This is a genomic window from Kitasatospora sp. NPDC018058, assembly GCF_044327205.1.
Lineage (GTDB): Bacteria > Actinomycetota > Actinomycetes > Streptomycetales > Streptomycetaceae > Kitasatospora.
Genome location: NZ_JBIRFA010000018.1, coordinates 26898 through 40987 on the forward strand (window position 1 = coordinate 26898; position 14090 = coordinate 40987).

13 protein-coding genes are annotated in these 14090 nt (G+C 72.2%); 9 read left to right on the plus strand and 4 right to left on the minus strand.

Going from position 1 to position 14090, the window contains the following annotated elements; all coding sequences use genetic code 11:
- The first annotated feature begins 137 nt into the window (after nucleotides 1–137).
- The 4 genes from ACH4E7_RS25100 to ACH4E7_RS25115 are packed head-to-tail and all read left to right on the plus strand — an operon-like array spanning nucleotide 138 to nucleotide 2300.
- Nucleotides 138–341, plus strand: coding sequence for a hypothetical protein (locus ACH4E7_RS25100; RefSeq protein WP_396251283.1), 204 nt, complete (start codon nucleotides 138–140; stop codon nucleotides 339–341).
- Nucleotides 338–1423, plus strand: a complete 1086-nt coding sequence (locus tag ACH4E7_RS25105) for a hypothetical protein (RefSeq protein WP_396251284.1) — start codon at nucleotides 338–340, stop codon at nucleotides 1421–1423. Before ACH4E7_RS25100 ends, ACH4E7_RS25105 begins: the two co-directional genes overlap by 4 nt.
- A complete protein-coding gene (locus ACH4E7_RS25110; protein ID WP_396251285.1) occupies nucleotides 1420–1812 on the plus strand; it encodes a hypothetical protein in 393 nt (130 codons plus the stop codon). Before ACH4E7_RS25105 ends, ACH4E7_RS25110 begins: the two co-directional genes overlap by 4 nt.
- Nucleotides 1812–2300: a hypothetical protein gene (locus ACH4E7_RS25115; protein ID WP_396251286.1), complete on the plus strand. Its 489-nt coding sequence runs from the start codon at nucleotides 1812–1814 to the stop codon at nucleotides 2298–2300. The genes ACH4E7_RS25110 and ACH4E7_RS25115 overlap by 1 nt, the downstream gene beginning before the upstream one ends.
- 105 nt (nucleotides 2301–2405) lie before the next feature.
- Here ACH4E7_RS25115 and ACH4E7_RS25120 read toward each other — a convergent pair whose 3' ends face one another.
- Nucleotides 2406–4409, minus strand: a complete 2004-nt coding sequence (locus ACH4E7_RS25120; protein ID WP_396251287.1) for a transglycosylase domain-containing protein — start codon at nucleotides 4407–4409, stop codon at nucleotides 2406–2408.
- Nucleotides 4410–4586: 177 nt separating this feature from the next.
- Here ACH4E7_RS25120 and ACH4E7_RS25125 point away from each other — a divergent pair, with 177 nt between their 5' ends.
- Nucleotides 4587–5699, plus strand: coding sequence for a hypothetical protein (locus ACH4E7_RS25125; RefSeq protein WP_396251288.1), 1113 nt, complete (start codon nucleotides 4587–4589; stop codon nucleotides 5697–5699).
- A 107-nt stretch (nucleotides 5700–5806) separates the two neighbouring features.
- On the opposite strand, the gene ACH4E7_RS25130 is transcribed toward ACH4E7_RS25125, so the two are convergent.
- From ACH4E7_RS25130 to ACH4E7_RS25140, 3 genes are all read right to left on the minus strand, one after another.
- The gene (locus ACH4E7_RS25130; RefSeq protein ID WP_396251289.1) at nucleotides 5807–6706 is read right to left on the minus strand and encodes a Gfo/Idh/MocA family protein; all 900 of its coding nucleotides are present in this window, start codon (nucleotides 6704–6706) and stop codon (nucleotides 5807–5809) included.
- 27 nt (nucleotides 6707–6733) lie between these two features.
- Nucleotides 6734–7414 carry an O-methyltransferase gene (locus tag ACH4E7_RS25135; RefSeq protein WP_396251290.1) on the minus strand — a complete coding sequence of 227 codons (681 nt, stop codon included), beginning with the start codon at nucleotides 7412–7414 and terminating at the stop codon, nucleotides 6734–6736.
- A 136-nt stretch (nucleotides 7415–7550) separates the two neighbouring features.
- Nucleotides 7551–8225, minus strand: a complete 675-nt coding sequence (locus ACH4E7_RS25140) for a DedA family protein (RefSeq protein ID WP_396251291.1) — start codon at nucleotides 8223–8225, stop codon at nucleotides 7551–7553.
- Between the two features lie 823 nt (nucleotides 8226–9048).
- On the opposite strand from ACH4E7_RS25140, the gene ACH4E7_RS25145 reads away from it, so the two are divergent.
- Genes ACH4E7_RS25145 through ACH4E7_RS25160 form a run of 4 tightly spaced genes read left to right on the plus strand, consistent with a single transcriptional unit; the run spans nucleotide 9049 to nucleotide 14088 of the window.
- Nucleotides 9049–10098 (plus strand): 3-oxoacyl-ACP synthase III family protein, encoded by a 1050-nt coding sequence (locus ACH4E7_RS25145; protein ID WP_396251292.1) that lies wholly within the window; start codon nucleotides 9049–9051, stop codon nucleotides 10096–10098.
- A gap of 2 nt (nucleotides 10099–10100) precedes the next feature.
- A complete protein-coding gene (locus ACH4E7_RS25150; protein WP_396251293.1) occupies nucleotides 10101–11087 on the plus strand; it encodes a 3-oxoacyl-[acyl-carrier-protein] synthase III C-terminal domain-containing protein in 987 nt (328 codons plus the stop codon).
- Nucleotides 11084–13054 (plus strand): fatty acid CoA ligase family protein, encoded by a 1971-nt coding sequence (locus ACH4E7_RS25155; protein ID WP_396251294.1) that lies wholly within the window; start codon nucleotides 11084–11086, stop codon nucleotides 13052–13054. Before ACH4E7_RS25150 ends, ACH4E7_RS25155 begins: the two co-directional genes overlap by 4 nt.
- A complete protein-coding gene (locus tag ACH4E7_RS25160) occupies nucleotides 13051–14088 on the plus strand; it encodes an NAD-dependent epimerase/dehydratase family protein (RefSeq protein ID WP_396251295.1) in 1038 nt (345 codons plus the stop codon). The genes ACH4E7_RS25155 and ACH4E7_RS25160 overlap by 4 nt, the downstream gene beginning before the upstream one ends.
- The last annotated feature ends 2 nt before the right edge of the window (nucleotides 14089–14090 follow it).

Sequence of the window (14090 nt, forward strand, 5' to 3'; positions counted from 1 at the left end):
ACCGAGGGGAGCTGCGCGGCCAGGCTCGACCGGCTGGACTGACCCGGCAACCACGCCCCCTACGGCGGCGTCTATGCTCGTTGGCCGTACTCGCACGATCACGGCGAGCTATAGGGGATTCAGGGGGAAGCCGGTCTATGGGGAACAAGCCTGACGGATACTCGGTCCATCTCGACGGGCTGGACGGCGCCGCCGGGACACTCGGCCAGGTGGTGACCGACCTGTCGTCGGCCAACGTCGCCTACGCCGCGCAGGTGCAGAAGATGTCAGCCGCCAGCGCCAACTACCGCACCGCCGAGCACAAGGCCACCGGCCCGCTGACCCCGGAGCAGTCCCGATGAGCAAGGTCGCAGACCTCCAGAAGGCCCAGCAGGCCACCACCCACCCCGGCTCCTCCTTCTATGTCGGCACCGAACTGTTCGACGCTATAAACAAGGCCTTGGCCGTGGCCGGACCGACCGGCGCCCCGGCCACGATCCGTGAGCGGGCCAAGGCGTACGCGGAGACCGCCAAGGCCTACGGCAAGGCGTCCACCGATCTCGCGACGGTCGCCACCGACAAGCTGGCGAACGCCTGGACCGGATCGGTCGCCGAGCACGCCACCCAGGCCATCCAGGCGCTGGCGAACGAACTGGCTGTCTCCCAGAAGACCCTGGAGCAGACTTCCACCGCGCTCAACGCCTGGGCGGACGACCTGGAAGGGGCGCAGAGCACCGATGCTCAGGGCATGACTGCGCTGGAGAACGTGCAAAAGTCGCTTGCCCACGACATCTTCGACACCGACAAGGCCATCGCCGCGATCGAACCCGCCAACACCGCCGTGGCGACCCGGATATCGGCCGCCCGGCGGGCGGAGAGCAGCGGCGGCCGCGCCGCGAGCGCGCTCAACCAGCTCGCCGCCAAGGCCGGCACCGAACGTGCCGGACAGGGCTCGCTCGACCCGCTGGCCGCGCTAGGTCCCGGGAGCAGACTCACCGTCCGACTTCAGCCAGCGCCTCCAGGACTTCTACATCGGTCGGTTCCAGCAGGGCCAGCTGGCCGATGGCAGCAAGCCCTACCCGGAGGGGGCGGCGGGCTCGGCGACAAGGGGACCAGGCTGGTGGTCGACCAGAACCTCGCCGCCACGGGTGACACGTACGAGAACGTCAGCCTCAAGACCGACGACGACCGGCGCGCGGCCCTCGTCCGAATCGAGAAGGCCCTGGACGAGGGCAAGCCCGTGCCCCTCGCCACCGGTGACGGCACGGGCTTCCACGAGATGGTGATCACGGCCCGGGATGGCGACCGGCTTCAGGTCTGGAACCCCTGGGGCTGGTCCGAGTGGGTGACGGAGGACCAGTTCATCCACAGCCATCTGAACGACGGACGCCTCACCAACGACTCACACCTCGACAAGGCCTACGGCGTGGAGCTGCCGCGGTGACGACCATCCTTCCGGACGCCGAGCTGATGACCGGCTACGACGTCAAGGCCGCCCTCACCCACGGGCTGCTGATCGGCGGCAGCCCGCGCCGCGTACTCTTCGGCGAAGCCGCGATCGCCGCCTCCTACCAAGCCGAGGCCCTTCACATCGGGCCCTACCCGCTGGGATTCCTGGCCCGGTACGTCCGCGCCGGCGGCTTCACCGCCGCACTCGACCTGCCCGAACCAGTGATCGGCCGCGAGGCGAGCGAGCTGGTCCGCAGGTGGCTGCGCGCGGCAGCGGCCAGTGGGGTGGACGTCGAACGTGAGGTCCTGTTCGCCCGGTGGCTGGCGTCCGTCGCCCTGCTCATCACCATGCGCCGCCGAGTCCGAGAGGCCGGGAACCATTGATGCGCCGTACCCCGACCGCCGTAGCGGCTGCGCTCCTGGCCGCCGCTCCCCTCCTCGCCGGTTGCACCGGCGACCCCGGAACGCCCACCACCCCGGCCGTCACCCGGCCGGAGACGGAGGTGGCCCTCCCCATCCTCGTGGACGCGGGGAAAGCCACCACCCCGTACCCGACCAGCACGGTGACCCTGGCCGTCGGGCAGCGGTTCGGTGTCAAAGGGGTCGACAGCATGACGGCCTGGACCTGGGCCCTCACCTCGACCGGCGATGGCGCCGTACTGCGTCAGGGCCCGGACGTCGTCATCGACCCCTGCGGGGGCGGGACCGGCTGCTCCCCAGGCATCGACCAGACCTTCACCGCCCTCGCCCCCGGCACCACCACGCTGACCTGGGAGTTCCAGGACCGAGGCGCCTGCCCTCCCAGTCCGGCGCCGCATCCGACCCCCCGGTGCGGCGAGGTCACCAAGAGCATCCAGGTCACCGTCCACTGATCCGCCCCGGGCCGAAGGCCGCAAGGGGCGTTCCGCCAGGGCTCGGAAGCCGAAGACCCGCCCGGTGCACGGCGCCGGGCGGGTCCGGGTCCGGGTCCGGCTCGACTATCCGGCCGCCTTCATGAACGAGGTCCAGATCCGGGTCGGCAGCTCGGAGTCCGGGGTGTCCGGGGCGGCTCCGCCGACCCCCTCCAGCGAGAGCAGCTTCATGTCCTTCAGGTCCGCCCGGAAGACCGTGACCGCCGTGGACAACTTCCCGTTGTAGCCGACGGACCAGCCCGCCGTACGGTCCGCGGTGGTACCGGGCTTCGCCGCCAGGTCCGGGCCGGCCTCTGCCGCCGCCCGCGCGCTCCCGCCGCGGACCGCGCCCTTGAGCGCCGCATCGACGTCCCCCGCGGCCGCCGCGCTCAGCGTCTGGACGGCGGTCGGCAGCCGCAGCGGGAGCGGCGCGCCGTTGCGGGTGATCCGCAGCACGGAGTAGGGGTCGGTGTGGCTTCCTCGGGCCGCGAAGGCGGCATAGGCGTCGGCGGCCCTGATCGCGCTGGGGGTGGAGTTCCCGACGCCGAAGGCCGGCACCAGTTCGCCCATGCTGCTGGGGAGCATGCCCAGGTCGGCGGCGGTCTGCTGCACCTTGTCCAAGCCGATGTCCATGGCGAGCTGCATCATCGGTCCGTTGACGGACTGCTCCACCGCGCTCCGCAGGCTCATCGGGCCCCAGTTCCGTTTGCCGTCGTTGGCGGTCTTCACGATCTTCCCGTCCCGCCCCCAGTACGGCCCCTCGGGGGTCATCACGTTCACACCGTTGTCGCCGTTGTACGTGGTGGTGGGCGCCACCGGGGTACGGCTGCCGCCCCGTTCGCGCTGCACGCCCTGGCTGAGCCCGGCCGCGTACACCAGCGGGGTGAAGGCCGAACCGATCGGCACCGTCGAGGTGTTGGCATTATTAAAGCCCTGCTTCCGGTAGTCCGGCCCGCCGTAGAGCGCGACGATCCGCCCGTCCAGGGCCACCGAGGCGGCGCCGACCTTCAGCAGCTTGTCCGCCTCGCGGCCGTCGGGGTCGATCCCCTTGGTGGCCTCCTGCACCGCGGCGGCCAGGGCGTCGACCTTCGGCTTCTCGAAGGTCGTGTGGATCTGGTAGCCACCGAGGTCGAACTGGGCCGGGGTGATGTCGGTGTGGCCCTCCACGTACGTCCTGGCCATGTCCACCAGGTAGCCGACCTGGCCGCCCAGCCCCGCTCCCTTCGGCTGGGGCCGGGGTTCGGGGAACACCGTGTACCCGGCGCGCTCGGCGGCGGACAGCTTGCCGACCTTCACCATCCGGTCCAGGATCCAGGACCACCGCTCCTCGGCCCGCGCGCGGTTGTCCGCGCTGATCGCCGGGTCATACTGCCCGGCCCCCTTCAACAGGGCTGCCAGGAAGGCCCCTTCGCTCGGGTTCAGCTGCGAGACGTCCTTGCCGTAGTACGCCGCCGCGGCCCGTTCGATGCCGTAGCTGCCGCGCCCGAACCAACTGGTGTTCAGATAGCCGGCCAGGATGTCCTGTTTGCTCATCCTCCGGTCCAGCTTGATCGCGATGACGACCTCGCTGAGTTTGCGGGAGACGTCCTGGCGCTGGTTCAGGTAGGTGTTCTTCACGTACTGCTGAGTGATCGTCGAACCGCCCTGGGTGTCGCCGCCGGAGGCCATCTCGTAGACCGCCCGGCCGATGCCCGTGAGCGAGATCCCCGGATCCGAGTAGAAGGTCTCGTTCTCGGCGGACAGCACCGCCCACCGCACCGACTCCGGCACCCGGTCGAGCGGCACCTCCTGGCGGTTGGTCTCGCCGATCCGGGCCATCTCGGTGCCGTCCGCCCAGAAGTAGACGTTGTTCTGCTGGGTGGCGAAGGCGTTCAGGTCCTCCGGCACCTCGGTGGTCGTGTAGAACCAGGCCGCGAGGCCGGTCAGCACCATCGTCCCGACCCCGGACACCAGGAGCAGCTGCCGCCAGGACGGAAGCCAGCGGCGGACCCCGCGCCGTCCTCTGCGCGGATAGTCGATCCGCCGCAGCGAACGCCATCGCCGGCGTCCGGGCTTCTCCTCCGCGGCTTCCCCACCCTGGTGTGCACGCATCCGGTCTCCGATCTCGTGGGACAGACCCCTCCACTCAGATAGACGCGTTTCGGGCCGTCCGAGGACGGCCCGAAACCGGTGTGATCATGGTCATATCGCGTACCACGGCCGTACGCCGCGCCGCCGTCGACGGCGCCCGGCCCCACGACCGCTCCCCGCGACCGCCAGAATGGCGCCATGAGGTTGATCCACACGCTGCTCGGCGTGTTCGTCCTGTTGGTGGTCGTCGGCAGCATCCTGCGCACCCTGGTCGTCCCGCGCGGGCTCTACTCGGCTCTGGTGCACCGGCTCTGGGCGGCACTGCGCATCGCGCTGCGGCTCTGGGCCACGCCGTTCCGCGGTGGCTACCACGCGCAGGACCGCGCGCTGACCTGGCTGGCACCGCTGGTGCTGCTCGGCATGCTCACGGTGTGGCTCAGCGGGATGCTGCTCGCCTACACGCTGCTGCTGCACGGCACGTCCGGGATCGACTGGTCGACGGCCATCCGGGAAGCCGGGTCCAGCCTCTTCACCCTCGGATTCGCCAGCGGCGAGCGGCTGCAGCTGTCCGCGATCGACTTCATGGCCGCGGCCAGCGGCCCGCTGGTGATCGCCCTGCAGATCTCCTACCTGCCCACCCTCTACGCCGCCTACCAGCGGCGCGAGACCGAGGTGACGCTGCTGCAGTCCCGGGCCGGCGAGCCCGCCTGGGGCCCGGAGCTGCTGGCCCGCCAGTCCCTGGTGGACACCGAGACGGCGCTCCCCCAGCTCTACCGGGACTGGGAACGGCTGGCCGCCGACATCGGAGAGAGCCACTCCAACTACCCGGTGCTGCTCTCCTTCCGCTCCCCGCAGCCCAACCGCAGCTGGGTGGTCGGCCTGATCGCGGTGATGGACGCCGCCGCCCTCCACCTCGCCCTCTGCCCGCGCTCGGCCCCGGCCGAGGCCCGGCTGGTGCTCCGGGCCGGCTTCACCGCGATGCGCGACATCGCCCGCTCACTGCGCGTCGACTTCGACGTCGACCCGGACCCGGCCACCCCGATCCGCCTCACCTACGCCGAGTACCTGGGCGCGGTCGCCATGATCAACGCCTCCGGCTTCCCTCGCGAACGCCCGGTCGAGGACGCCTGGCGGCACTTCCACGGCTGGCGGGTCAACTACGAGGCCCTGGCCTACGAACTGGCCCGCCGCAGCGACGCCGTCCCCGCCCTGTGGACCGGCCCGCGCGACTTCCACGCCCCGGTCATCCCCCCGGCCCGCCCCACCGACCGCCGACCGGACGCGCCCCGGCCCACCCTGCCGCCGGCCTGACCGGGCCCGCCGACGCCTGCCGGCGGGGTGCCACCGACGAGGCCGATGCCCCCTGATCGAACCGTGCTGGTCGACGTGGAGAAGATCGAGAACCTACGGGGGCGGCCTCAGACCGCCACCGGGCCGCCGTCGGCGAGGGAGCGCTCGGCGGCGGCCAGGATCTCCACCACCCGCAGGCCGAAGTCCGCCCCGCAGGGGTGCGGCTCACCCGAGGCGGCGGAGGACTGCAGGGCGTCCAGGGCGCGGTGCAGGGCTGCGGTCGGGCCCTCGCCGCGCTCGGGCAGGTGCGCCACGCCGTGCTCGCCGCGCAGCTCCATGGCCACGCCGCCGCCCGCCATCGGGGCGGTCAGGCTGAGCGCGAGGGTGCTGGAGGCACCGCCGGCGTGCCGCAGCACCAGGTGGACGGTGTCCAGCGGACCGGCGACCGCCGTGACCTCCGTCGCGTCGCCCAGCACCGGCAGCAGGACGGACAGCGCGTGCGGGCCGACGTCCCACAGCGAGCCCTTCTCCCGGCGCCACGGCGAGGCCGCGTACGGGCTGGTGCTGCCCGGGGCGAACACCGAGCCGAGCCAGTCCGAGCGGCCGGTGAACCAGCCGCCCAACTCGGTCTGCCGCTCGATCCACGGGATCTGCTCGCCGCCGAAGCGCACCGTGAAGAACACCACCGAGGCGACCTTGTGCTCGCGCACCGCCTCGGCCACCGCGCGGGCGTCCGGCACGGCGAACGCGACCGGCTTGTCCAGCAGCAGGTGGCAGCCGGCCTCGGCGGCCCGCACCGCCAGGCCGGCCTGGACGGACGGGGGCAGCGCGATGGAGACCGCGTCCACCTCGGCGAGCAGCCGGTCGAGGTCGGCGTACCCGGGCACGCCGTGCGCCGCGCCCAGTGCCTCGGCCGCCTCCGGTCGGCGGCCCCAGACGCCGGTGAACTCCAGCCCGGGGTGCTCCGCCAGCACGGGCGCGTGCACCCGCTCCGCCCAGGTGCCGGTGCCCAGCAGTCCGATCCGCACGATGTCTCCGCTCGTTCTGGTTCTGGTTCAGCCCTGTACGCGGGCCAGGGTGAAGCCGTCGTAGCCCTTGCTGCCGACCGTCTGCACCGAGGTCGCGGTGACCCTCGGCTCGGCCGCGATCAGCTCGTGCAGGGCGCGGGTGGCGACGACCGCCGGGTCGGTGCTGGCGGCGTCGGCGATCGCGCCGCCGCGCACCACGTTGTCGACGATGATCAGCGAGCCCGGCCGGGTCAGCTGGAGCGCCCGGCGGAAGTACTCGGGGTTGCTCGGCTTGTCCGCGTCGATGAAGACCAGGTCGAAGGGCTCCGCGCCCTGCTCCACCAGCACCGCCAGCGAGTCGGCGGCCCGGCCGAGCCGCACCTCGGCGACCTTCTCCAGCCCGGCGCGGGCCAGGTTGCCGCGCGCCACCTCGGCGTGCTTGGGGTCGAGCTCCAGGGAGATCAGGGTGCCGTCCGCGGGCAGCGCCCGGGCCAGCCAGATCGTGCTGTAGCCGCCGAGCGTGCCGACCTCCAGGATCCGGCGCGCGCCCTGGGCCAGCGCCAGCAGGTGCAGCAGCTTGCCCTGGTTGGGGGCCACCGCGATCTTCGGCAGCCCGGCCGCGTCGGCGGCGGCGGTCGCGGCCTCCAGTGCCGGGTCGTGCCCGACCAGCTGCTCGGAGAAGTACGCGTCCACGGCGTCCCACGTGGACTGCTGCGTCGGCTGCGTCATCGGGCCCTCCAGTGGTGCGAGATCGGCAGGTTCCCGCCGATGCTACTCCCGGGGCCCGACAACGCCGGGACGACTACTCGCTACGTTCCGGGCGACCACTCGCCACGTTCCGTGACACCGTTGCACGGTGACGCCGCTACTCCGCGACGGGAGCCTTGACGGCCTGCGCCGCCTCGGCGGCCTTGGCCGCCTCCTCCGCCTCGATCTTGGCGTGGGTCTTGGCGGCCCGGCGCTTCATCACCCAGGCCGAGGTGGCACCGACGACGACCGCCGCCGCCAGGCCCGCCCACGAGAACCGGGAGAGCCACGGCTCGATGGCCTTGCCCACCTTGAAGACCAGCAGCGTCGTGCCGCCGGCCCAGATCACGCCGCCCAGCACGTTGGCGATCAGGAACTTCCAGTACGGCATCTTCAGCGCGCCCGCCAGCGGACCGGCGAAGATGCGCAGCAGGGCGATGAAGCGGCCGAAGAACACCGCCCACATGCCCCACTTCTGGAAGGAGCGCTCGGCGGTCGCCAGGTGCGAGGGCCCGAAGTGCTTGGGGAACTTCCGTCCCAGCTTCTCGAAGAGCGGCTTGCCCCCCTTGCGGCCGATCGAGTAGCCGATCGAGTCACCGATGATCGCCCCCGCGACCGCACAGGCCGCGATCCCCCACGGGCTCACCACACCCTTGACCGCCATCAGGGACGCCGTGACCAGCGCGATCTCACCGGGCAGCGGGATGCCCAGCGATTCGATCCCGATGATCAGGCCGATCAGGGCGTACACCGCGGTCGGCGGAACGCTCTCGATCCAGGCGTCGATGTGCAAGGCCAGCACCTCCGTGGCAGGTCGGGACCGGTCCCGGCCCTCACAGGAGCCGCATGCCGTCCCGGCGGTTGTCCGATGGCGGCACCAGGCCGCTCCCCCCAAGTCTCCCCGGGGCGCAGCCTAACGTGCCGGGCGGCCCGTCCCCCGGCCGATCACCCGTCGTTACGACGTACGCCCCGAGGCCATGGTTCCAGGCCGACCAGCACTTCTTCAAGATTCGGCAAAATGCAGGGCGACCACCGACGGCCGCTGCTTGATCCGGCGCGCGAACGGCAGCAGGGCTCGCACCAGGCCGCGCCCGCCCTCCGGGTACACCTCGCGAGAAGAAAGGCAGCTCCCTGCCCTGCCGGATCACCCGCCCGCCGGTCCGAACCATCCGTACAGAGAGGACGGCGGGCGCCCCGAGGCGGCCCTCTTCACAGACGGCTCCGAATCCCAGGACGGATCGGGCCCCCTTCGCCGGCCTTCCCGACGACCGATCCATTTCCGCCAGCGCAGCGGTTGTTCGCCCCAGCGCCTCCGAACAGAAGGGATCCACGACCTCCGGCCGCTCCGAGCTCCTTGTCACAGCTGCGCCGAGGCCGGAAATGGCGGGTGGCGATCGTCACATACCCACGAAGTGATGTCGCTTTGAGTGATGCGATAGTCTCCGACGGTGATTGGCGCGGCCACGTCACGCGGCACTCCCGCAGCCAGGGAGAAGTCCGCGAAGTCGCCATGGGCACATCGAGTTCCGGCGTGCACGAAGGTGATGTCGATTCACCTCGTGTGATTTTACGTGGCTTTAATCAGCCGGACCCGTACGAGAAAGAAAGAGGGTGTCGTGAACAAGACTCGGTTAGAAGCCATCGGGGCCTACCTCCCCGCAACGGTGATGAGCACCGGGGAACTCCTCGACCGCCTGGAGAAGGCTCCGGAGTTCGACCTCGTCAAGATCACCGGGACGACGGAGCGCCGGGTGGCGGACGACACCGCGCAGCACCCCGAGAACAGCCTCACGATGGCGGTTTCGGCGGCCCGGGACTGCCTGGGCCGGTCCCGGTACGCACCGGACGAGATCGACGCCGTGATCTCCTGCTCCATCAGTCGCATGACCGACGGCGGGCGCCTCCAGTTCGAGCCTTCGTTCGCGCACCGCATCGCCAAGGAGCTCGGTGCGGAGCGCGCCGTCCACTTCGACGTCTCCAACGCCTGCGCGGGCATGATGACCGGTGTCCTCCTGCTGGACCGGATGATCCGCGCCGGTACCGTGCGCAACGGCCTGGTGCTGAGCGGGGAGCACATCTCCCCCATCGCCTTCACCGCCGCGCGCGAGATGGAGGACAGCAGGGACCCGCAGTTCGCATCGATGTCCGTGGGGGACTCCGCCGTCGCGCTGGTGATGGACCGCGCGACGGACGACCGGGACGTGATCCACGACATCGAGCTCATGACCTGCTCGGAGTACTCGCACCTGTGCCTCGGCATGCCCAGTGACGGCACCGGCGGCATGGCCATGTACACCGACAACAAGGAGATGCACGCCGAGGACCGGCTCTCGCTGTGGCCGGCCTTCCACGGGGACAGGCTGGCCGAGCAGGGACGCCGGTTCGCCGACGAGGGATACGACTTCGTCATCCACCACCAGGTCGGCACCCGGTTCGTGGACTTCATGAACGCCACGGGCGAGAGCCGCTTCGCCACCCTCATGCCGCCGTCCCTCTCGGTCGTCGACCGGCTGGCCAACACCGCGACCACCTCGCACTACCTGGTGCTGCACCAGGCCCTCGCCGAGGGCCGCATACCCGAGGGGTCGAAGGTGCTGATGGTGCCCGCGGCCTCGGGCGTCGTGACCGGTTTCCTGTCCGCGACCGTCTCCTCCCTGGAGGTGTGACCATGGCCACCGTCATCACCTCGGCCGCGCCCAGCCCGGCCGACGGCTCCGGCAGCTCCATCGGCCACGCGGCGGCGGCCGGCCGCGCCTGCCTGGAACAGGCCGGGCTGTCCGCCGACGACGTCGACGTCCTCATCAACGTCGGCGTCTACCGCGACTCCAACATCGTCGAACCGTCCGTCGCCGCGCTCATCCAGAAGAGCATCGGCATCAACCTCGACTACCTCCGCTCTCCCGACCGGCGGGCCGCGTTCTCCTTCGACCTGATGAACGGGGCCTGCGGCGTGCTCAACGCCGTTCAGGCGGCCGACGCCCTGCTCTCCACCGGCGGCGCCCGCCGGGTGATGGTGGTCTGCGCCGACACCCACCCCTCGACGGACCCCTCCCGCGCCGGCACGGCCGCCTTCCCGTACGCGAGCACCGGAGCGGCCCTGCTGCTGGAACACACCGGCGACACACTCGGCTTCGGCCGGGTGCACCACCGGTCCCTGCCCGGCGGGCACGGGGTCAACGGTTACCTGCCGCTGCCCGACGTCGGTGCCGACGGACGGAACAGCATCGTCGTGGACCGCGAGGACGACGTCCTGAAGCGTATGCTGGCCCTCGCCGTCGACTCCGTCCGCACCGTGCTGAGCGCCGAGGACGGCGTCGGCAGTACGGACGCCGCGGCGGCCGCCGAGGACACCACGGACGCCGGCCGGGCGCACGTCGCCCTCGACCGCACCCTGCTGGTCACCTCACAGCCGTCACCCGCGTTCGCCGCGCGCCTGGCCAAACGCCTCGGCCTCGCCTCCGACGCCGCCGTCACCGTCGAAGGCGTCCACGGCGACCCGCACACCTCGGCGCTCGTCCACGGATACCGCCAGGCCCTGGACACCGGCCGGCTCGCCGGACACGACCGGGTGCTCTTCCTCGCGGTCGGCGCGGGACTCACCTCGGCGGCCTCGCTCTACCGACTGCCCGACACCGGCGACGGGCCCGCCCGATGACGCCCACCGCCTCCCTCCCCCAGGACCGGCACGCCTCCCCGGCGGAACTGCTCGCCGGGCACGCCGCCCGCACACCCGGCAGGACCGCGCTCATCCACCCCGACGCCATGCGCACCCGACCGGACGGCCGCGCCGCCTACACCACGGTCGGCTACGCCGAACTCGCCACCACGGTCGCGGCCTGCGCCGCCGGCCTGGAAACGCACGGCATCCGCCGCGGCACCCGCACGGCCCTGCTGGTGCCGCCCGGCGGCGACCTGCTGACCCTCGTCCTCGCCATGATGCACGTGGGAGCCGTGCCGGTCGTGGTGGACCCCGGCATGGGCCTGGACCTCATGCTCGACTGCCTGCGGCGGGTCCGCGTGGAGGCCTTCATCGGTGTCCCGAAGGCCCAGGTGCTGCGACGGCTGTGCCCGCGCGCCTTCGCCGGGGTGCGCAGCTCGGTCACGGTGGGCCGCGCGGACGGCACCGCCCTGCGCAAGCTGATCGCCGCCGGCGCCGGCCGGCCGACGCCGCCTCCGGCACGAACCGGCCCGGACGACCTCGCGCTCATCGGCTACACGACCGGCAGCACCGGTCCGGCCAAACCGGTGGAGGTCACCGTCGGCATGCTGCTCGCGATGGCGCAGGGGGCCGAGGAGGGCCACTTCTCGGACGACGCGAGGACCACCCTGGTCACCATGCCGCTCATGGGCGTGTTCGACCTGGTGGCCGGGCGCACCGTGGTCGTGCCGAGGATGGACATGGCCCGGGTCGGCGCCGCCGACCCGGCGCCGCTCGCCGACGCCGTCCGGCGTTTCGGGGTGGACGCGATGTTCGCCTCCCCGGCGCTGCTGGCCCCCTTCGCCTCCCACCTGGCCGCGACCGGGACCCCGGTGCCCTCGCTGCGCCTGGTCATCTCCGGCGGCGCCCCGGTGAGCCCCGCTCTGATGGGCGAACTGCGCGCCGTACTGCCCGACGAGGCACTCGTGTTCAGCACCTACGGGGCGACCGAGGCCCTGCCCATGGCGCTGTTGGAGAGCCGTGAGGCGCTGTCCGGGCCCGCCGACGGCCCGGCCGCCGGGCTCGGTGTCTGCCTGGGCCGCCCGGCGCCGGGCATGGCGGTGCGCACCGTCGCGATCAGTGACGGGCCAGTGCCCCGGTGGGCGCCGGGCCTGGCCGTACCGCCCGGTGAGCCGGGCGAGATCGTGGTGAGCGGGCGGGCCGTCAGCCCCCGCTACTTCCGGACGGCGCAGGCCGACGCCGACCACAAGATCCAGGACGGTGTCACCCGCTGGCACCGTACCGGCGACGTCGGATGGATCGACGAGGCGGGCCGGATCTGGTTCTGCGGGCGCAAGAGCCAGCGGGTCCGCACGTCCGAAGGCGACCTGCACACGGTGCGCTGCGAAAGCGTCTTCAACGCCCATCCGCAGGTCAGGCGCACCGCCCTGGTCGGCGTCGGGCCGCGCGGGCGGCAGCGGCCGGTGCTGTGCGTGGAGCTGTCGCCGGGCATCGGCCGGGACCAATGGCCGCGCATCTCGGACGAGTTGCGCGCCCTCGGTGCGGACAACCCCATGACGAAGCCGATCTCGGACTTCCTGCCGCACCCGGCGTTCCCGGTGGACGTGCGCCACAACGCCAAGATCCGCCGGGAGCTGCTGGCCGGCTGGGCCGAGGACCGGCTCACCGGGAGCCGGCGTCCGACGGCCGCGGGCCTGGCGCTGCGCGCCGTGCCGCTGGCCGGCTGGGCGTACCTGGCCGCCTGGCCGCTGCTGCCCTGGGACCATCCGCTGCTCACCGCGCTGTGGTGGCTCGACGGCTTCCTCAGCGTCGTCGTCCACGCGGCGCAGATACCGGCCGCGCTGCGTGCCGAGCAGGAGCTCGCCACCGGCCGCAGGCCGTGGGCCACCGCCGCCCTCACGATGCTCTTCGGGGCGACGTGGTGGCGGACGGCCCGCGGCACCAGGTCGGGTGTTTCGCCGTGAAGGTCCTGGTGACGGGCGCGTCCGGATTCCTGGGCAGCCACATCGTCGACGCCTGTCTGCGGGCCGGCGACGAGGTCCGCGTGCTGGTGCGCGAGGGGAGCGACCTCAGCCGTCTGCGCACCGTGGCGGGCATCGAGTTCGCCTACGGCGACCTGCGGGACCCGGCGTCGCTGAAGGCGGCGGCGGAGGGGATCGACGCGGTGCACCACAGCGCCGGCCGGGTCACCGACCGGGGCACCCGGGCCCAGTTCCGCGACGAGAACGTCGACGGCACCCGGCGGCTGATGACGGCGGCCAGGGACGCCGGGGCACGGCGGTTCGTCTTCATCGGCAGTCCCAGCGCGCTGATGGGCGTGCGCGACGGCGACCGGCTCGGCATCGACGAGAGCGAGCCCTACCCGAAGCGCTTCCTCAACCTGTACTCGGAGACCAAGGCCGCCGCGGAACGTCTCGTCCTGGCCGCCGACCGGCCGGACTTCACCACGGTCGCGCTGCGACCGCGCGCCGTGTGGGGCCCCCGCGACCATTCCGGGTTCATGCCGCGCCTGCTGGCGAAGATGATGACCGCGCGCCTGCCCGACCTCTCCGGAGGCAGGCCCGTCCACGCCTCGCTGTGCCACTGCGACAACGCCGCCGAGGCGAGTGTCCGGGCTGCCCGGGCCCAAGGAGTGGGCGGCCGGGCCTACTTCATCGCGGACCCGCAGCCGGTGGAGGTGTGGAGCACCCTGGCCGACCTCGCCGAGCGCTTCGGCGGCACGCCCCCGACCAGGCGGGTCCCCCTCGGACCGCTGCGTGCCGCCGCCTTCGCGGCGGACATGGCGCGCAAGCTGCCCCCGCTCGCCAGGCACACGTCCCCGTCCCTGTCCCGCTACTCACTGGCGCTACTGACCCGGTCGGCCACGTACGACACCTCGGCGGCGCGCCGCGACCTCGGCGCGCCGGCGGTGGACCACGAGACCGGGATGGCCCGGCTGGCGGCCTGGATCGACGAGATCGGCGGAGTCGGCGAGTTCATCCGGAAGGTGAAGCCTTGACC